The sequence below is a fragment of the Lysobacter claricitrinus genome (genome assembly GCF_045866565.1).
GTDB classification, from domain to species: domain Bacteria; phylum Pseudomonadota; class Gammaproteobacteria; order Xanthomonadales; family Xanthomonadaceae; genus Cognatilysobacter; species Cognatilysobacter claricitrinus.
The window spans coordinates 385,083-404,097 of the sequence record NZ_BAAFZV010000002.1; the positions used below are offsets into that span (position 1 = coordinate 385,083).

General features: G+C 67.6%; 15 protein-coding genes. 11 read left to right on the top strand and 4 right to left on the bottom strand.

The window, feature by feature from the left end; translation table 11 throughout:
* Positions 1-63 precede the first annotated feature (63 nt).
* The gene (locus ACKTTN_RS06575; RefSeq protein WP_407909077.1) at positions 64-2,790 is read left to right on the top strand and encodes a PAS domain-containing protein; all 2,727 of its coding nucleotides are present in this window, start codon (positions 64-66) and stop codon (positions 2,788-2,790) included.
* A gap of 144 nt (positions 2,791-2,934) precedes the next feature.
* Here the strand turns inward: ACKTTN_RS06575 and ACKTTN_RS06580 are convergent, their stop codons facing one another.
* Positions 2,935-4,212 (bottom strand): amino acid permease, encoded by a 1,278-nt coding sequence (locus ACKTTN_RS06580; RefSeq protein ID WP_407909078.1) that lies wholly within the window; start codon positions 4,210-4,212, stop codon positions 2,935-2,937.
* Entirely contained in the window at positions 4,205-5,284 is a 1,080-nt protein-coding gene (locus ACKTTN_RS06585) for an aromatic ring-hydroxylating oxygenase subunit alpha (RefSeq protein WP_407909079.1), read from the bottom strand. Before ACKTTN_RS06585 ends, ACKTTN_RS06580 begins: the two co-directional genes overlap by 8 nt.
* A gap of 281 nt (positions 5,285-5,565) precedes the next feature.
* Between ACKTTN_RS06585 and ACKTTN_RS06590 the strand changes: the two genes are divergently transcribed.
* From ACKTTN_RS06590 to ACKTTN_RS06605, 4 genes are read left to right on the top strand one after another with little or no spacing between them, the layout of a single operon-like run.
* Positions 5,566-6,951 (top strand): AI-2E family transporter, encoded by a 1,386-nt coding sequence (locus ACKTTN_RS06590; RefSeq protein WP_407909080.1) that lies wholly within the window; start codon positions 5,566-5,568, stop codon positions 6,949-6,951.
* 7 nt (positions 6,952-6,958) lie between these two features.
* Positions 6,959-8,497, top strand: coding sequence for an efflux transporter outer membrane subunit (locus ACKTTN_RS06595; RefSeq protein WP_407909081.1), 1,539 nt, complete (start codon positions 6,959-6,961; stop codon positions 8,495-8,497).
* Positions 8,494-9,603 carry an HlyD family secretion protein gene (locus tag ACKTTN_RS06600; protein ID WP_407909082.1) on the top strand — a complete coding sequence of 370 codons (1,110 nt, stop codon included), beginning with the start codon at positions 8,494-8,496 and terminating at the stop codon, positions 9,601-9,603. Before ACKTTN_RS06595 ends, ACKTTN_RS06600 begins: the two co-directional genes overlap by 4 nt.
* 8 nt (positions 9,604-9,611) lie before the next feature.
* A complete protein-coding gene (locus ACKTTN_RS06605) occupies positions 9,612-10,634 on the top strand; it encodes a DUF2955 domain-containing protein (RefSeq protein ID WP_407909083.1) in 1,023 nt (340 codons plus the stop codon).
* A 6-nt stretch (positions 10,635-10,640) separates the two neighbouring features.
* On the opposite strand, the gene ACKTTN_RS06610 is transcribed toward ACKTTN_RS06605, so the two are convergent.
* Positions 10,641-10,982 (bottom strand): YciI family protein, encoded by a 342-nt coding sequence (locus ACKTTN_RS06610; RefSeq protein WP_407909084.1) that lies wholly within the window; start codon positions 10,980-10,982, stop codon positions 10,641-10,643.
* Positions 10,983-11,909: 927 nt separating this feature from the next.
* Between ACKTTN_RS06610 and ACKTTN_RS06615 the strand changes: the two genes are divergently transcribed.
* From ACKTTN_RS06615 to ACKTTN_RS06630, 4 genes are all read left to right on the top strand, one after another.
* Positions 11,910-13,544 carry a DUF3300 domain-containing protein gene (locus tag ACKTTN_RS06615; protein ID WP_407909085.1) on the top strand — a complete coding sequence of 545 codons (1,635 nt, stop codon included), beginning with the start codon at positions 11,910-11,912 and terminating at the stop codon, positions 13,542-13,544.
* Positions 13,545-13,558: 14 nt separating this feature from the next.
* The gene (locus ACKTTN_RS06620; protein WP_407909086.1) at positions 13,559-14,458 is read left to right on the top strand and encodes a DUF2950 domain-containing protein; all 900 of its coding nucleotides are present in this window, start codon (positions 13,559-13,561) and stop codon (positions 14,456-14,458) included.
* A gap of 122 nt (positions 14,459-14,580) precedes the next feature.
* Positions 14,581-15,342, top strand: coding sequence for a hypothetical protein (locus tag ACKTTN_RS06625; protein ID WP_407909087.1), 762 nt, complete (start codon positions 14,581-14,583; stop codon positions 15,340-15,342).
* Between the two features lie 149 nt (positions 15,343-15,491).
* Entirely contained in the window at positions 15,492-16,370 is an 879-nt protein-coding gene (locus ACKTTN_RS06630) for an acyltransferase (protein WP_407909088.1), read from the top strand.
* Positions 16,371-16,498: 128 nt separating this feature from the next.
* Here ACKTTN_RS06630 and ygiD read toward each other — a convergent pair whose 3' ends face one another.
* Positions 16,499-17,356 (bottom strand): 4,5-DOPA-extradiol-dioxygenase, encoded by an 858-nt coding sequence (ygiD, locus tag ACKTTN_RS06635; RefSeq protein ID WP_407909089.1) that lies wholly within the window; start codon positions 17,354-17,356, stop codon positions 16,499-16,501.
* Between the two features lie 204 nt (positions 17,357-17,560).
* Between ygiD and ACKTTN_RS06640 the strand changes: the two genes are divergently transcribed.
* Positions 17,561-18,043, top strand: a complete 483-nt coding sequence (locus ACKTTN_RS06640; protein ID WP_407909090.1) for a hypothetical protein — start codon at positions 17,561-17,563, stop codon at positions 18,041-18,043.
* A 441-nt stretch (positions 18,044-18,484) separates the two neighbouring features.
* A complete protein-coding gene (locus ACKTTN_RS06645) occupies positions 18,485-18,985 on the top strand; it encodes a Spy/CpxP family protein refolding chaperone (protein WP_407909091.1) in 501 nt (166 codons plus the stop codon).
* Positions 18,986-19,015: the final 30 nt, after the last annotated feature.

Consider the following 19,015-nt stretch of genomic DNA (forward strand, 5'->3'; position numbering starts at 1 on the left):
GGGGTTGTCCGGGCCGCCCGTATCATTCCCGAGCGCGCACAGTGGCGCCGAGGGGCATTTGCGATGGCGGATCGGGAACTGCGCTTCCTGGCGGGCGGCGGCGAGATGGGCGAGCGCCTGCGCGGCATGGACTGGCGCGGCACTGCGCTCGGCGCCGCGGAAGGGTGGCCCGAGGCGTTGCGCACGCTGGTCGCGCTGATGCTGGCGTCCAACCAGCCCATGTACATCGTCTGGGGCCGGTCGCGCGCGTTTCTCTACAACGACCACTACGCGCCCTTCCTGGGCGCCAAGCATCCATCGGCGTTGGGACGGGACATCCTCGACGAGGTATGGCCCGAGATCCGCAGCGAGCTCGAGCCCTTGGTCGCGTCGGCCACGGCGGGCGATCCGGTGCACGTGTCGAGCATGCGCCTGATGCTCGAGCGCAACGGCTTTCCCGAGGAAACGTATTTCTCGTTCTTCTTCGCACCGGTGCGCGATGCATCAGGTGCAGTGGCCGGCATGTTCGGCGCTTGCAGCGACATCACGGTGCAGATGCAGCTGGAACGCGACCTGGCGGCGCGCGACGCGCGCCACCGCCAGGTGCTCGCGAACATGGACGAAGCGTTCGTGCTGTTCGATCACGACTTCCGGATTCTGGAAGTCAACGCCGAAACCGAGCGGCTCACACGGCTCGGTCGCGATGAGCTGCTGGGGCGACTGCACTGGGACCTGTTTCCGGGAACGCTCGAGTCCCCGCTGGGGGAGATGTACATGCGCGTGCTCCGGTCGGGCCGCGCCGAGAGCATCGACTACCGCTACGTGTTCGACGAAAACCGCGCCGTCTGGTTCGAGGTGCGCGCATTTCCGGTGGAGGAGGGCCTCGCGGTGTTCTTCCACGACATCACGCTGCGTCGCGAGGAGCTGCAGGCTGCGTCGCTCGCCGCCGAGCGCGTGCAGCTCGCGCTCGATGCGGGCGCGATCGTCGGCACGTGGGTGTGGCTGATTGGCGAGGACCGCATCAGCGGCGACGAGCGCTTCGCCCATCTGTTCGGGCTGGACGAGCAGGCCTGTCGCGACGGTATCCCGTTGGAGGTAGCCACCGCCGCCATCCACCCGGACGACCGTGAGCGCGTTGCCGCGGCGATCAGCGAAGCGCTCGTGCGCGGCGGCGCCTACCGCTGCGAATACCGCGTGCGCACTCGCGACGGCACGTGGGCATGGGTGGAAGCGAATGGTCGCGTCGAGAACGACGCCGACGGCAAACCCGTTCGCTTCCCCGGCGTGCTGCTCGGCCATGACGATCGTCATCGCGTCGAGGCCGAGCGCGACCGCGCACTCGTGCTGCTGCGCACGTTTACCGAAACCGTGCCGGGCGTCGTCTACGCCAAGGACCGCCAAGGCCGGCTGGTGGTCGGCAACCGTGGCGTTGCGGAGCTGCTGGGCGTGCCGCAGTCGGCGTATCTGGGCCGCACCGACCGCGAGCTGCTCGCCGATCCGGCGCAGGCCGAGATGGTGATGGCCAACGATCGCCGCATCATGGAAAGCGGTGTCGCCGAGCAGGTGGAAGAGGAGATCCGGCTTGCCGACGGCTCGCCCGCGATCTGGCTGTCGACCAAGGCGCCGTGGTTCGATGGTGACGGCAACATCGTCGGCCTGATCGGCGCGTCGGTCGACATCACCGAACGGCGTCGACTGATCGAGACGCTCGAACAGTCCGATCGTCGCAAGGACGAGTTCCTCGCAATGCTTGCGCACGAGCTGCGTAATCCGCTCGCGCCGATCCGCACCGCTGCCGAACTGCTTCGGTTGGCGCCGCGCGACGAGGCGCGCGTCAGCAAGGCCGCGCAGATCATTTCACGGCAGGTCGCGCACATGACCGACCTCGTCGACGACCTGCTCGACGTTTCGCGCGTCACGCGGGGGCTGGTCGAGTTCGAGCATGCGCCAGTGGACATGCGTGTCGTCGTGGCCGCCGCTGTCGAGCAGACCGAACCGGCGGTGCAGGCGCGACGCCACACGTTGCTGGTGGAGACAGCAGGCGGGCCTGCGTTCGTACTCGGCGATCGCCATCGGCTGGTGCAGGTGGTGTCGAACCTGCTGCACAACGCGGCCAAGTACACGCCGCAGGCCGGCGCGATCCGCGTGGCGCTGGCCGTTGCCGATGGCGAGGTGGCGATCGAGGTGACCGACAACGGCGTCGGCATGGACGCGTCGCTGGTGCCGCACGTGTTCGACCTGTTCACGCAGGCGGCGCGCACGCCGGACCGTGCGCAGGGCGGCCTGGGCATCGGCCTGGCGCTCGTGCGCAGCATCGTGCACGCGCATGGCGGCAGCATCAGTGCGTCCAGCGACGGCCCCGGCTGCGGAAGCACGTTCAAGCTGGTGTTGCCGCGTGCGGACGTGGAGGTCGCACCGGTGATCGAGGCGCCGGCATCGAGGCTGCCCGTGCCGTCTCGGACCGTCATGGTCGTCGACGACAACCGCGACGCCGCCGAAACACTAGCCAGCGTCTTGCGACTGCTCGGCCACGATGTGACCGTAGCCGCAGGTGGTCGCGAGGCCTTGGGCCTGCTGGAGCGCCATCCCACCTGGGACACCTTCATCCTCGATGTCGGCATGCCCGACATGACCGGTCACGAGCTGGTCGGGCGACTGCGCGAGCGTATGGGCGAAGCCGCGGCGCGCTTCATCGCGCTCACCGGCTACGGGCAGGGACAGGACGAGGCCGCGTCGCTCGCCGCGGGTTTCGACCACCACGTGATCAAGCCGGTGGATGTCGAAAGGATCGTTGCCCTGCTCGCCGACTGACACCGGCGCGTGCGGGTTCGCCGTGAGCACCGCGTTTGGACGCTCCGGCGTATGACGGCGCGAGCGTTCGCGTCGTTGCTCTGACCGTGTTGCGTGCGTGCAGTCGTCGACCTTGTGTTCGGCGCGACGTCATCCTGCGTCCGTTCAGCCGGGTTGCCCGCTCGCCGCGAAGCGCCGCCACGCGTACAGCGGCATGCCGGCGAGGAGGAGCATCGCGCCCCATGCGAGTGCTTCGTTTCCTGTGCCGATCAGCGCGTACAGGGAATAGAGCAACGCCAGCGCAGCGACGACGCGGCCGCGATGCCCGCGCTGTCGCAGCCATGCGGCGCTGCCGACCACGTACGGCACCAGCGTCGCCGCGGTGGAAAGCAGGATCGAGAACGTGAACAGCTGCACCAGCGAACGGCTGAAGTTCGCCATCACCAGCACGCTGGCCAGTGCCGACCCGATCAGCAACCCGGTGACCGGCGTGCCGCGCGCGTCGCACCGCGCGAACAGTGCGGGAAACACGCGATCGCGTGCGGATGCCAGCGACACCTGCCCGCATACCAGCACCCAGCCGTTGAGTGCACCGAAGCACGAAACGGCCATGACCGCCGCGAGGGCGAGCCCCGCTTTTGGACCCCACAGCAGGCGAGCAGTGTCCGCCATGGGTGCGGACGAGTTCGCGAGTTGCGCGGTCGGTAGCAGCGCGACCACCGTCGTGCATGCGAGCACGGTCGCGATGCCCGCCAGCAGCGTACCGATCAGCGTCGCTCGCGGCACCGTGCGCTCCGCGTCGTCGACAGCGCCCGCTGGCACCGTCGCGGCTTCGAGGCCGAGCAGTGCCCACAACGTCAGCGCGACAGTCGATTGCATGACGGCAGGCAGCGACTGGCCGCTTGGATTGAACGTCAGCGAGTTCGCGTCGACCGCCCACACGGCGACCGCGCCGAACACCAGCAGTGGAAGAAGTTTGAGCACGGTGGTGACCACCTGCATGCGGCCCGCCTCGCGCACACCGGCGAGGTTGACCAGCGTGCACGCCCACAGCGCGAACAACGCACACGCCGCGCCGCGTGCCGGCGTGGCCGTCGCCGCGGGCACCAGCGCGCCCAGGCTGCCGGCGAACGCGACCGCGATCGCCGCATTCGCGCACCACACTGAAACCCAGTAGCTCCACGCGACGGTGAACCCGACGAACTCGCCGAATGCATTGCGCGCGTACAGGTAGGGACCGCCGCTTTGCGGCCAGCGCGCGGAGAGCCGGGCGAATGTCGACGCCAGCAGCAATGCGCCGCACAAGGTGATGGCCCAGCCCGCGAGACTGGCAACGCCGAACGGCGCCAACGCCGACGGAAGAAGGAACGCGCCGGAGCCGATCATGCTGCCGACCACCAGCGCGATGGCCGACCAGAGGCCGAGCGGTCGCGCGTTACCCACGCGACGACCGATACGCGGCGCGCACCAGTTCGTGGAAGTGATGCACGGCGTTCTCGCGCAGCGGATTCAGTCGCCCCGGCGCGTACGAACCCGATGCTAGGCCGCGTTGCACGTCTTCGCAGATGGTCAGATCCTCGAGCTGCACTTCGTCGCTGAAGGAAAGATCCGCTTCGCGCCGGGAATTGCCCTGCTCGCTGTCGTCGACCGCATAGTAGAAATCGAATTCCACGCGACAACGGTCGACCCCGCGCGGAACGACGCGATTGGTCTGCAGCCGGCCGGGCAGGATGTTGAGCATGGTGTTGGGCCACATCCAGTAGTACAGCGCGTCGCCGTCGCCATACAGCGCATCGCCGCTCTCCAGCGGGCTCCACTGGTACGAGTACCACTCGGCGGTTTCGGTGACGTAGCTGCGATAGTCGAGCAACCGGTTCAGGCCCGGATGGATGTGCGGGACGTGGTAGCCCTCGAGGTAGTTGTCGACGTAGACCTTCCAGTTGCACGCAACGTCGTAGCCGACACGCCGGTGGTGCCCGTAGTGTTCCAGCCCGCGCGACGGGCCGAGGCGTTCGTCGATGCCTGCGGTGAACGCGTCGAAGTCCGGTGCGGTGCTCGCGTCGACGGCGGCGAACACCAGGCCGTTCCAGATGCGCACGGCAAGTTGCGGCAGTCGCACGTCCGAGGGTTCGAAATCCTCCGCGCCGCCCATCTCCGGCGCCGAACGCAGCACGCCGTCCAGGCCGTAGGTCCAGCCGTGATAGCGGCAGCGCAGCGACCTGGCGGCGAGACCGTCGCAGGTGGCGATCGGGCCGGCGCGATGCCGGCAGACGTTGTGGAAAACGCGCACCTCGCCATCGGCGCCGCGAACGGCGATCACCGGCAGTCCCGCGAAGTCGGCCACCACGTGATCGCCCGCGTCTCGCAACTGGCAGACATGGGCGATCAGCTGCCAGGTGCGGTCGAACACCAGCGCGCGATCGCGCGCCGGCATGTCGGCGTCGACATAGAACGCGGCGGGCAGGGCCGTGGCGTGGCTCAACGGCTGGGGGTCCAGCAGGGCGAGGGTCGTCATGCGTCGAGTATGGCGTCGGTCGGCGGGCTTGGCATGGGTGTGTGCGGCAGGCGCATGCCGGTGCGACGAGGCCTCGCGGGCGGCTTGTCGACGCGCGGGTACACGGTGGGTATCACCAGCCCAATTGCACATCGCGACGCACATGACGACGCAGGACGCGCCTGCGGACTGTCCGATGCATCGCTACGAAGCCGGCGGTCGGTGGCACTGCCGCCACGCGTGATCGACGGGATGCCCGACCAGCGCGTCCTAGGTGACGATGCGACGCCGCGGTGCGCCGCATGGCCGTCGCGGTCAAGACCATGCGCGAAGCGAGCACGAGCGCGTGCGTCATGCGGCTAGGGGACGGCGTGCCGACCCGATCCGTCCGGCGTTTCGTCCCTGCGCTCGAGCTGCGCGTCGGCGATCCATCCATCTCGCGACGCCCGCAGATGCCCGTGAGAGGCATCGACCCTGCCCCAAGGGTCAATTGTTTCGCCGGTCGCGCGTGTCGTCAGATGCCCCGTCGGGTTTCGGCCTCGCGGAGCAGTCTCATGGAAGTCGGGCAGTCAACGCTTCGACGGCTCGTGACCGGCGACTTGACGGACACGTTGCTGCGCGTCGCGCTGATCATCCTGTTGGTCTTCCTGTGCGTACGGGTGTTTTCACCGTTCGCACGCTTGTTGACGCTGGCCATGATCCTGGCGGTGGCGCTGTATCCCCTCTACCTCCGCGTGGTGCGATGGTTCCGCGGACGGCGTGGTTGGGCGGCGACGGCGCTCGTACTGTCGAGCCTGCTACTGCTCGGCACGCCGATCGTGATGCTCGGGGCGACGGTCACCACCGAACTGAGCCAGATCTACCAGAGCGTGGAAGACGACACGCTGGCGGTGAAATCGCCTGACCCGAAAGTTGCCGAGTGGCCGGTCGTGGGCCCGCGCGTATTCACGACGTGGAATGCCGCGGCGAGCAACCTGCCGAAATTCCTGAAGCAGAACCGGGAAGTGCTCAAGGGCTATGCGAAAAAGGTGCTGGCCATGGCGGCCGGCGGCGCATCGACGGTGGGCCTGTTCCTCTTTGGCATGATCGTCGCGGGCATCCTGATGGTGTACGCCGAGGCGTCGCGCAACGTGTTCCGACGCATCCTCATACGACTGACCAGCCCCGAGCAGGGGCCGCAACTGCAGACGCTCTGCATCGCCACCATCCGTTCCGTCGCGACGGGCGTCGTGGGTGTGGCCTTCATCCAGGCCGTCCTGCTGGGGCTGGGCTTCATGCTCGCAGGCGTACCCGGTGCGGGCGTGCTGGCGCTGATCGCGATGTTCCTCGGCATCCTGCAGGTGCCGGCGCTGCTGGTGTCGCTGCCGGCGCTCGCGTGGCTGTGGATGGCGGACGACGGCAGCTCCACCGCCTTCAAGATCATCTTCAGCACCTGGTTCATCGTCGCCGGGTTGGCCGACAACGTGCTCAAGCCCCTGTTGCTTGGACGCGGCGTGGACGCGCCGATGCTGGTGATCCTGATCGGCGCGATCGGCGGCATGGTGACCGGCGGCATGGCGGGCCTGTTCCTCGGCGCCGTGCTGTTGGCCGTCGGCTACCAGGTCTTCATGCAATGGGTCGATCGCGGGGTGGCCGAAGCGACCGCGGCGGCGCCACTGACCGCCGCGCCGACGAGCATTCCCGAGTAGTCGCATCGTGCGACGCATCGGCGCCATGTTGATGCTCGCGTCGGTCGTGCTGCTCCAAGGCTGCGTCACGCTCGGCCCCGACTACCAGGAGCCGGAAGTCGGCTGGTTGCAGAGTTGGCACTCCGATCTGTACGGCCAGCTCGGCAATGCCGACCAGCAGACGCAGGTCGACCTGCATTTCTGGTGGCGGGCGTTCAACGACCCGGTGCTGAACACGCTGATCGAAACCGCGCGTCGCGAGAATCCATCGCTGCGCATCGCCGGGCTCAGGATCCTGGAGAGCCGCGCGGTGCTGCGCATCGCCGGAAGCAACCAGTATCCGCAGCTGCAGCAACTCAGCGCCGCGGCCACGCGCATCGACAACCGCGAAAGCGGTGGGGCGGGGGCGGACGCGCACCAGCATCTCACCGCATACAACGCAGGTTTCGACCTGGCGTGGGAACTGGATTTCTGGGGCCGGTTCAAGCGTGGCATCGAATCGGCCGAAGCCGGCTACTTCGCATCGATCACCAACCAGCAGGACGTGCAGACGCTGCTGAGCGCGCAGGTGGCCACGCTGTACTACGCATATCGCACGACCCTGTTGCGCATCGACATCGCGCGCAAGAACGCGATCATCCAGAAGCGCAGCCTGGACATCACCGAACGCCTGTTCCGGCATGGGCAGGAATCGGAGTTCGACCTGCAGCAGGCCAAGGCCCAGTACTTCGGCACGTTGGCGACGATTCCGGAACAGGAGGCCGACCTGGTCCAGCTGCGCAACGCGCTGTGCGCCGTGCTGGGGCGGCCGCCGGGCGACGTGCCGGAACTGGCGTCGGCAGGCGGCCCGCTGCCCATCGTCGGGTCCGCGGTGATCACCGAAGTCCCCGCGCAGCTGTTGCTGCGTCGTCGCGATGTGCGCACCGCCGCATGGCAGGTCGCGGCGCAGTCGGCGCAGATCGGTATCGCGAAGGCCGACTATTTCCCTGCGATCACATTGCTGGGAACGATCGGCTGGTCGTCCGATTCGCTTGGCGGAACGCCGGACGTGACGCGCATTGCCGGCGGCCCTGCGCTGACGTGGAACATCTTCGACTACGGTCGCATCCGCAACAACGTGCGCCTGCAGGACGCGCGCCTGCAGCAGTCGATCGAACTGTTCCAGAACACTGCGCTGGTGGGCGCGCGGGAAATCGACGATGCCGCCATCGGCGTGGTCAAGACCGGCGAGCAGCAGACGCCGCTTCATGACGCGGCACGCGCCGCGGAACGGTCGCTCGACCTCGCCAACCGGCTCTACCAGGAAGGCTACCTGGGGTTCGATCGCGTGCTGGACGCGCAACGGGTGATGTTCACGCAGGCCGAGCGCGAACTGCTCAACGACAGCGCGCACATCAGCGCGGTGATCACGATGTACAAGGCGGCCGGCGGCGGATGGGTGGACATGCCGATCGACGAGATCGTGCCCGAACAGACGCGCACGACCATGGAAGCGAGGACGCGCTGGGGCGGTCTGTTGCGCGCACCGCTGCCGGCGGATGCCGACCACGGGAAGCATTCCAAATGAGCGAGGACCAGACGCCGCCCGCCGATGCGAAGTCGACCGTCAAGAAGGGCGGGCGCGTCGTCGCGATCGTCATCGTCGCCAGTCTCGTGCTTTACCTGTTCGCGGACCGCTACACGCCGTACACGTCGCAGGCACGCATCGAAGGCTACGTCGTCGGCGTGGCGCCCAAGGTCGCAGGTGCGGTGACGAAGATTTCGGTCACCAACAACCAGGCGGTGAAAGCCGGGCAAGTGCTGCTGGAGATCGATCCGTCGCAATACCGCATCGCGCTCGCGAAGGCGCAGTCGGATCTCGCGAACGCGCACAAGCAGGTGGGCGCGGGTAGTGCGACGGTGGATGCGGCGCGCGCGAACCTGCGCGCTGCGCGTGCCAACGAACTGGCTGCGCGACAGGATGCGACGCGCCTGCGGCGATTGCGCGAAGAGGACGAGGGAACGATCTCCGTGCGCCGGCAGGAGATCGCCGATGCGGGCCTGCAGCAGGCCTCGGCGCAGGTCGCCGCCGCGGAGGCCGACATCCGCCGCGCCATCGAACAGATGGGCGGCGACAACGTCGACGACAACACCGTGCTGCAGACCGCGCTCACTGCGGTGGACAAGGCCGAGCTCGACGTCGCGAACACGGTCGTCAGGGCGCCGGCGGCGGGTGTCATCACCGACCTGCGCACCGACGTCGGCTTGTACGCCGGTACCGGCAGCCCCGTACTGACGCTCGTCGCCATACGCGATGTGTGGATCGACGCCGAGTTCACCGAAAACAACCTGGGCCACATGAAGGTCGGGACGCCGGTCGAGATCGTGTTCGACGCGCTTCCCGGACGCGTGTTCAAAGGCCGCGTGCGCAGCATCGGGCTGGGTGTCGGCGCGGGTAGCGCACCGCCACCGGGCACGCTGCCCTCGATCGAGAACAGTCGCGACTGGCTGCGGCAGTCGCAGCGATTCCCGGTGATCGTCGGCTTCGACGCGCGACAGGATCCCGCGTTGCGCGACGCACTGCGCGTGGGCGGGCAGGCCTCGGTGATCGCCTACGGCGAGGGAAGCGCCATCCTGCGCCTGCTCGGCAAGCTGTACATCCGCGTGGCGAGCCTGCTCACCTACGCGTACTGACGATCGTGATGCCACTGGCCGCCAGAAGGACGTTCCGGCTCGCTGCGGTCATCGCGCTGTCGTTGGTGGCCGCGTATGGCATCGCGACGCCGATGCCGTTCCTCGCGCCGCTCTTCGCGATATTCCTCACCGCGAAGCCGGCGCCGCCGATGGGCGCGAAAACGCTGGCGACGTTGCTGGTCGTGGTGTCGGTCACGCTGGGCACCGGGCTGGTGCTGGCGCCCGTGCTGCGCTACTACCCGGTGACCGGCGTCGCGCTGGTCGCCGTCGGCATCTTTGCAAGCACCTATCTAGGCGTCGGCGTGGGCAAAGCGCTGGTGTCGACATTGTTCACGGTCGGCCTGACGATGATTCCCGCGGCCGCCTTGATCGAACACGCGGTGGCGCTTTCGGTGGTGCAGGCGCTGCTGATCGGTATCGCGGTCGCCATCGCGTGTCAGTGGGTGGTCTATCCGCTGTTTCCGGAAGACGCGGTCGCCACGCGTCCACAGGAGACGCCACCGACCGACGTCGCGCAGGCCGCGTGGATCGCACTGCGCACGATGATCATCGTGTTGCCGCCGGTCCTGATGGCGTTTACGAACCCCTCGGCGTACATGGCGATCATCATGAAGGCCGTCCTGCTGGGGCAGCAGGGGTCGGCCGTCGACGCACGCGCGGCGGGGGTGGAGTTGCTGGGGTCCACCTTCCTGGCCGGAGTGTTTGCGATCGCGCTCTGGATCGCGTTGCAGGCGTGGCCCGGGCTGTGGATGTTCTTCCTGTGGACGCTGCTGTTCGGCCTGTACGTGGGTGCGAAGTTGTATCGCGTCGCCACGACCCGCTTTCCCGCGTCGTTCTGGATCAACGTTGGCGTGACGATGCTGATCCTCGTCGGCCCCGCGGTGGAGGACAGCGCCGGCGGTGGCGTGCGCTGGGCCTTCGCACAGCGCCTCACGCTGTTCTTTGCGGTCACGGCTTACGCGTGGTTCGCGATCCTGGTGCTCGAGGGGTTGCGTACTCGCAGGTCCGCACGACGCTTGCGCACGACCTAAGGCGTTTCAGGACTGCTCATCGAGCCCGAAGACGCGCAGCTCCTGCGCGCAACGGCACGCTTTCGCAATGCGCGCCGCCCATGCGATGGCGTCGTCGCGCGACGGCAAGTCGAGCACGGTGAAACCGCCGTCGAGCGCGGGTGCCCACGGGTAGCCGCCCGGCGTCACTTCGCCGCTGGCGGAGACGAGCACGGGGAGTACGGCTTGGTCGATGCCGCCTGCGAAGACGTAGACCCCGGCGGCCTTGGCCTCGTCGATCACCGCGTGCGCAGCGCGGCCGACCGCCTCCATTTCACCTTCGGCGATCGCCATCGCTGCACTCGGAAACGAGATCAGGTACTTCGCCATTCGTGCGTCTTCCGAGTTCTTGAAGATGACGTTGTCGCGCGGTCGTCTTGGATTACATGCCGATTCGCGCGCGTGCGCCCGATTGCAACGTGAACAATCCGGGCGCGGCAATCATCGGATGGACGGTCAGCCGTGCAAGCGAACGCAAGCATGCAGGCTTCAGCCCACGCTGCGCGACACCGAAACGCGGGCATGCGAGCTCTATCGCGGAGTTTCCAATTTCGGTTCCGGTACGTCCAATGCGTGATGACAGCACGCTCGCGTCCGCTTGCATCGATTCGTGAGTTCGGCGTCAACGACACCTCACCACGCGCTGATCCGGTGATTACAAATCCGCGCCTAGCCTGCCAGGTCTGCGGTGCAGTCGCCTGGTCTCGCGGCTGCCCCAAGCGCAGCACAGCGCTCGCCGGGCATCGATCCTGGAACGGCACAGGAATGCTGGAGAGGAAAGTCAACGAAGACGAACCTGCATGCCCTGATGTCTTCCTTCGCAGTCGCGACTGTCGTGTCCCTCGGCAGCGCGAGCAGCGCCGGAGCGGACGACGGGTTCGTGCTGGGCCAACAGGCTGTAAGCGCGACCAGTCCGAGTGCAGAGACCATAAGCGAAGCACGGCGCTGGAAGAAGGACGGCAAGTTCGCCGACCTCCACGCCCCAAGTGTGAGGTTCCGATTGATCGGATCCTGGGCATGGGAGCGCCGGCACGGAGGCGTCAGAGCGCGTCGCGCGGAGCGGAGTCGCCAGGAACCGAAGCTGCGTGCCGTCGCGAAGGGCGTTAACGATGTTGGCTTCATCTGTGGGCGCCAGACCCGACAGTGTCTGTCGTTGCGAATCGAATGACCCGGGATGGGCGCCGCGACGCCCATCGCCACCACTGGCAGTGCGGCGGTCCGTCCAATTGTTTTGTTGCGTGTCCAGCGGGAGGTGTCATGCGCATTCCCCTTGTTTGTGTCGTCTCCGCCGCGTTGCTGCTGACCAGCAGTTGCTCGCGCGACAAGGCGCCCGCTGCAGCTCCCGCGACGACGGCGGCTGCCACGACGCCAGCAATCGCGCCGGCCGCGCCAGCGCCGGCCGCGCGGCCGAAGGAAGTGGTCTTCACCGCGCCGGAGTTGATGCAGATGGTCGCGCCGATCGCGTTGTATCCCGACGCGCTAGTCGCGCAGGTGCTGATGGCGGCGACGTATCCAGGCGATGTCGCCGACGCGGCGGCGTGGTCGAAGGCGCATCCGGACGCCAAGGGCGATGACGCGGTGAAGCAGGTCGCGAGCCAGCCCTGGGATCCCAGCGTGCAATCGCTGGTCGCGTTCCCGCAGGTGCTCGCGGCGATGGGCGGACAGGGCGCATGGGTGCAGCGCATGGGCGACGCGTTCCTCGCGCAGCCCGACGACGTGATGGATGCGATCCAGCAGCTTCGCCACAAGGCGAAGGCAAAGGGAAATCTCGAGTCGAACCAGTACCAGAAGATCAGTTCGCAACCCGCGGCTGCAGCGTCCGCGCAGTCCGCGCCCGTCGCGCCGGCGCAGCCGTCGGATCAGGGTGCGGTCGGTGGCTACGAGTCGGCGCCCGCTGGCGACACCATCATCATCGAGTCGTCCGACCCGCAGACGGTGTACGTGCCGAGTTACGACCCGAACACCGCATACGGTAACTGGGACTATCCCGACTACCCACCCACGTACTATCCGCCGCCGCCGAACTACTACCCGATGGGCGGCGCACTGGCGACGGGCCTGATGTTCGGTGTCGGTCTCGCGATCACCGACTCGTTGTGGGGCGACGTCGACTGGAACGACAACGACATCAACATCGATGTCGACCGTTACAACAGCATCAACTCCAATCGCCAGATCAACGCCAACCAGGCCAACTGGAACCACAACGCGGCCAATCGCGACGGCGTGCCGTATCGCGACCAATACAACCGCCAGAACAACAGCCAGCGCCTTGAAGGCGCGGACAGGCGCAGCGAATACCGCGGCGAAGATGCCCAGCGCACGCAGTCGCGCGAGCAGGCCCGTGCGTCGATGGAAAAGCGCGGGGTGGATGCGCCGGCGCGCAGCAACCAGGAAGCACGCGACCGCGCGCAGGCAGCGACCAGGGACCGCGCGCAGGCGGGGAGCCGCGACCAGGCCCGCGAACGCGCACAGGCGCAGACGCGGGACCGTGCCCAGGTCGACCGCGCACAGAGCGCGAGCCGCGACCAGGCGCGTGACCGCGCGCAGTCCTCGCAGCGGCAACAGCAGGCGTCGCGCGCGAATGCGCAGAACAGGTCGCAAGCGTCGGCGCGGCACAAGCAGTCGCAGAGCAACACGCAGGCGCGATCCGCTGCGCGCAGTCAGCAGCAGACGCGGCAGTCGCCGAGGAACAACGCGTTCGCTGGCGCGAGCAGACCGCAGGAATCGCGGGCGTCCGCCCAGCGTGGCCAGGCCAGCAATGCGTCCGCGCAGCGATCGCGTTCGTCGGGACAGCAGGCGCAGCGTCAGTCCTCGCAGCGTCAATCGTCGCAACGCCAGGCACCGCAGCGTCAATCCAGCCCGCAGCGCCAGTCGGGGAATCGCCGTTGACTAGGAGGCTCCGCGTGAAAACCCTTATGTGTTCGCTCGCGCTTGCACTGGTGGCGGCATCGGCACTTCCGCTGCCCGCCGACGCGCAGTCGACGTTCCAGACGCCGGACGCCGCCGCGGAAGCGCTGGTGAAGGCGCTGGGCACGCAACGCGCGGACGCTTCTGCGCTCGCCGCATTGCTGGGCTCGAACTGGCGTGACTACATTCCACTGGAAGGTGTCGACCGCGCCGACGTCGACGCCTTCCTCGCCAAGTACCGCGAACGCCACGCGATCGAAGCGGGTGCGGACGGCAAGTCGATGCTCAGCGTGGGCACCGACGCCTGGACATTCCCGATCCCGTTGGCCAAGGGCGCCAACGGGTGGGCCTTCGACCCCAAGGCTGGCGCCGACGTCATCCGCGTCCGCCGTATCGGTCGCAACGAGCTGGCTGCGGAAGAATCGCTGCGCGCCTACGACGATGCGCAGATGGACTACGCCGAGGTCGACCGTGATGGCGACGGCGTGCTCGAGTACGCGCAGAAATTCATCAGCACCGACGGCCTGCACGACGGCCTGTTCTGGTCGCAGGACGACACCGGCGAAATCAGTCCGCTCGGCCCGCTCTTCGGCGACGCGACGCTCGGCAACGACTGGCACGGGTATCACTTCCGCATCCTCGACGCGCAGGGCCCTTCGGCGCCGCGAGGCGCCCACAGTTACAAGATCGGCGACAACATGACGCGCGGGTTCGCCGCGATCGCGTGGCCGGCGAAGTACGACGACACGGGCGTGATGAGCTTCATGATCAGCAAGGACGGCAAGGTGTTCGAAAAGGATCTGGGGCCCGATTCCGACAAACTCGCGCGCGCGATGACGCAGTTCGATCCCGACAGCAGCTGGTCGGAAGCCAAGGACGAGGTACCGGCCAAGTAATCGGTCGGCGGTTCCCGCGGACGCCGCCGAACGCGAGCGGAAACGCCGTCAGATGCCCCGCATACGTGGCGACTTGGACGCCGGCTCCCCGCGGCTTCACCGTAGCGATCTATGCTCGACACATGCACAAACTAGCCGACACCTTCTGGAACCTCCGCGGCACGTACCGGGTCGCCGGCGTGCTCAACATCGGCACGCACATGTCGCTGGTGCGGCGCGACGACGGCCGCTTCGTAGCGATCGATGGCTGTGGTCTCGACGACGCGCAACGCACGGCGGTGATGGCGCTTACCGACAACGGTGCCCGTGTCGACGCCGTTGTACACGTGCATCCCTTCCACACGATGCACGTGGAGGCGACGCAGCGGCTGTTCCCCTCGGCGGCATTGCACGGCACGGCTCGGCACCGCGCGCGGTTTCCGTCGCTTCCGTGGTCGGACGTGCCGGTCGAGGCGTGGACGGGCGACCATCCGTTCGCCGACGTCTTCGATCTTTCGGTGCCGGACGGTGTCGACTTCGTCTGCGCGAACGAGCGCGTCCACGTCGCTTCGGTGCTGGTGCGCCATCGGCCGAGCGGCATCGTGCACGTGGACGACACGCTCAACGTCCTCGCGGCGCAAGGCGTGTTGAAAAAGCTCCTGCCACAATCGTCACTGCGCATGCATCCGATGCTCGGGGAGGCGCTCAAGAAAACAGCGGGCGCGACGCGCGCGTACTCGGCCTGGGCGACCGCGCTGGCTTCGCGCTGGGCGGACACGCGCATCGTCTGCGCCGCGCATTCGGCCGTGCGCCACCTGCCCGCTGGCGGATTCGAGCGCGAAGTACGCGCGGCGCTCGACAACGTGGCACCGACACTCGAGCGGCATCGCGCGCGATACGGGTAGCGCGGTCGGCCGGATCGACGGTCGACATGTGACGCCGATCCGCTACGAGGATGCGCGACGGCTGGTGCCGATCGCGCTGCGACGACGAAATGCGCGATCTGCGCACCGACCCCGGCACAATGGCGGCCCCACGACGCGCCCGCGACTCGATGACTTCGCTCCGCCTTGCCTTGGTCTTCCTGGCGATCGCCTTCAACACCGTGCTTCACGTGGTGCCGCTGCTGGTCGTCGCGCTGGTGAAGGCGATGCTGCCGTCCGAGCGCCTGCGCCGGGCCACGAACGCCATGTTGACCGGCATCGCCGAAAGCTGGATCGGGTTCAACAGCTGGGGCGTCGAGCACTTCACGCCCACGCGCGTCGACGTGCAGATGGACGCGACGCTGCGCCGGGACGGGCACTACCTGATGCTGGCCAATCACCAGAGCTGGGTCGACATCGTGGTCATGCAGAAGGTGTTCAACCGACGCATTCCCCTGATGCGTTTCTTCCTGAAGCGGCAGTTGTTCTGGGTGCCGTTGCTGGGGCTGGCGTGGTGGGCGCTCGATTTCCCGTTCATGGGTCGCTACACGCCGAGGCAGATCAAGCAACGCCCGGAGCTCGCCGGCCGCGACATCGAAGCCACGCGCCGGGCCTGCGAGAAGTTCCGCTCCATCCCGGTGACGATCGTCAACTTCGTCGAAGGCACGCGATTCACGCCGGCCAAGCACGCGGGGCAGGGCGCGGACTACACGCACCTGCTACGCCCGAAATCGGGTGGCGTGGCGTTCGTGCTCGACGCGATGGGCGAGGGCCTGCACGCGATCCTCGACGTCACGATCGCGTATCCGGGTGGACGTCCCACGCTCGCGGACCTGCTCGGCGGACGCCTGCGTGATGTGCGCATGCATGTACGCCAGCGCGCGATTCCCGATGAGTTGCTCGGCGGCGATTACCAGAACGACCGCGCGTTCCGCATCCGTTTCCAGCACTGGATGAACGGCGTGTGGCACGAAAAGGACGCCGAAGTCGCGCGGTTGCTCGCCGGCTGATGATCATGACGGCCGACGTGCGCGGCTGATCCCGCGTAGCCGTGCGCCATCGTGCGCGGGCAACGCAGGTGGATGGAAGCAACACCCCGCAGGCCTCGAACGGCGGCGATGCAACCGGCCTGCGATCGTCAGATGTTGCTGCTTTCCGGCGGCGCAGAGCTTCCGAGCGGCGGCGCGCCCTGGTGCGAGAGACCGTGCGGATGTGGCGCATGCCCCACGGTGAAGCACGTCATCGATAGCGAGCCATAGGCATAGCCGTCGACGAGTACGTCCAGGGGCGTTTCGGCCTGCGCGGCGACGCCGGCGATGTACAGGAACGGCAGGAAGTGTTCGGGCGTCGGTGCGGCTTTGCCGAAATCGGCGTCTGCCGTAAGCGACGCGGCGTCGCCGGGTGAAGACGTCGCCAGCGCGATCGCCCTGTCGTTGAAACGGTGGGCCCAGTCGAATCCCGTGTCGCGTGCGTTGCGGTCCATCGCACGCAGGTTGTGCACGACGTTGCCGCTGCCCATGACCAGCACGCCGCTGTCGCGGAGCGTCGCGAGTTTCGCGCCGAGTTGCAGGTGGTAATCCGCCGGCCTGCTCGCATTGATCGACAGCTGCACCACCGGAATATCGGCCTCCGGGAATGCATGCACCAGCACCGACCATGTTCCGTGGTCGAGCCCCCAGCTTTCGGAATCGGCGCCGACGAAGTCCGGCTGCACGGCATCCGCGACTTCGACGGCGAGTTCCGGCAGGCCGGGCGCGGGATACTGCACGTCGAACAGCGGCTGCGGAAAGCCGAAGAAGTCGTGGATGGTGCGCGGGCGCGGCATCGCGGTGACCGCCGTGGTGTTGACGTACCAGTGCGCCGACACCATGAGGATGGCGCGCGGTCGCGGGACCGATGCACCGAACGCCCGCCACGCATCGGTGTACCGGTTACGCTCGAGGGTGTTCATCGGGCTGCCATGACCGATGAATGCCGCCGGCATGCGTTGGGCCATCGGAATCGCTCCGTCGGATCGGCACAGGACGTTACGCCATGTCGCCGGTCGCCGAGTGAAATCCAACAATGCGCCGCACTCCGCAGCGGTCGGTTTTCGGGCGCGCCGCGCAGCTTCTTCAAGCAGCCGTCCACGTTCGCACGTCGTGCACGGACTGCGCTGAATCCTGCCCCCGACCCGCGTTGGCGCGGACGAGGACATGCAATGAATACGACAGTAGATGCGCTGCTGCAGCAGCTTTCCAACCAGGGCAACGACCACGTACCGCATGAGGCACGCGAGCAGTTCCAGCAGATCGCGCAGTCGGCGCCGCCGGAAGTGCTCAGCCAGGGCATGCAGGACGCGTTCAATTCGGACAAGACGCCGCCGTTCGCACAGATGGTCGGCCATCTTTTCGGTCATGCGAACGATCAGCAGAAGACCGGAATCCTGGGCGCGTTGCTCGGCGGCCTCGGCGGTGCATCGCATCCGGCGCTGGCGCAGGCCGGCATCAACGCGACGCCCGAACAGGCGCCGCAGCTTTCGACCGGGCAGGTCGAGCAGATCGCGCAACAGGCGCAGCAGGCGAACCCGGGCATCGTCGGCGAGATGAGCAGGTTCTACGCGCAGCACCCGGTGCTGGTGAAGTCGCTCGGTGCGATGGCGATGGCGGCGGTGCTCGGCCGCATGCGGTCTCCGGGACGCTGAGGGGCAACGCGTTAGTCGACGCGGCGCTTCGCCTGCGCCGCCTCGGCGTTCCACGGGCTGCGATAAGGCTGCGACGCGCAGGAACCGCCCTCGAACCGATACCGACACCGCGCGGCCGACGATCCATGCGGGCGCGGACCGACGAAGCGGGTGCTCGCCAAGGTGCATGCGCGCGCATCGCGGAGAGTCGAGTGTGACCTTCAGTCTGCCGTCACCTGATGTGGCCGGTCTCCGAACAGTTCGCTCGCGCGACGCCGAACTTCGCGCGCCTCGGCTAGTTCCGCTTTACAAAACTTCACAAAGCGCTCGTCGCCGCTGAATGACCGGGTGAAAGGCTGCAGCTGTCCCAAGGGACACATCACTCAACGACGAGGTGCAGCAATGACACAGCAGGACTCCAGTAGTTCGTCCCACTCCACCCCCCGTCGCCGGCGCGGCCCGATGCTGGTGCGCGGCCTCACGCTCGGTGCAGCACTCTGCGTCGGTGGCGTGGCGACGTACGCCGCCACCGCGCCATCCGCTCTGGCCGCTACGGTGACCGCCGGTATCGACGGCGGTTCGTGGATTCAGCATCTGCACGGGCACGCCGACGTACATGCGCACGTCGACCAGGTGCTGGCCAAGGCCGGCGCGACCGAAGCGCAGAGGCAGCAGATCGAGTCGATCACCCACGAGGCGATGGCGGCCGAGCACGCGGACATGGCGCGCTACCACGCCAGTCTTGGCGAGATGAAGCGCCTCCTGGCGGCGCCTCGCATCGACGTGGCGGCGGTGGAGCGCGTGCGTTCGCAGCAGGACCAGTTCCTGCTGGATACGAATCGCCGACTCACCGAAACGCTGTTGCGCACCGCGAATGTGCTGACGCCCGCGCAACGCCAGGCGCTGTCGGCCGAGATCGACGGGATGATGGCGAACCGGATCGGGCATCATCACGCCGGCTGATCCATCGAGCATCGCGGCCGCCGTCACGTC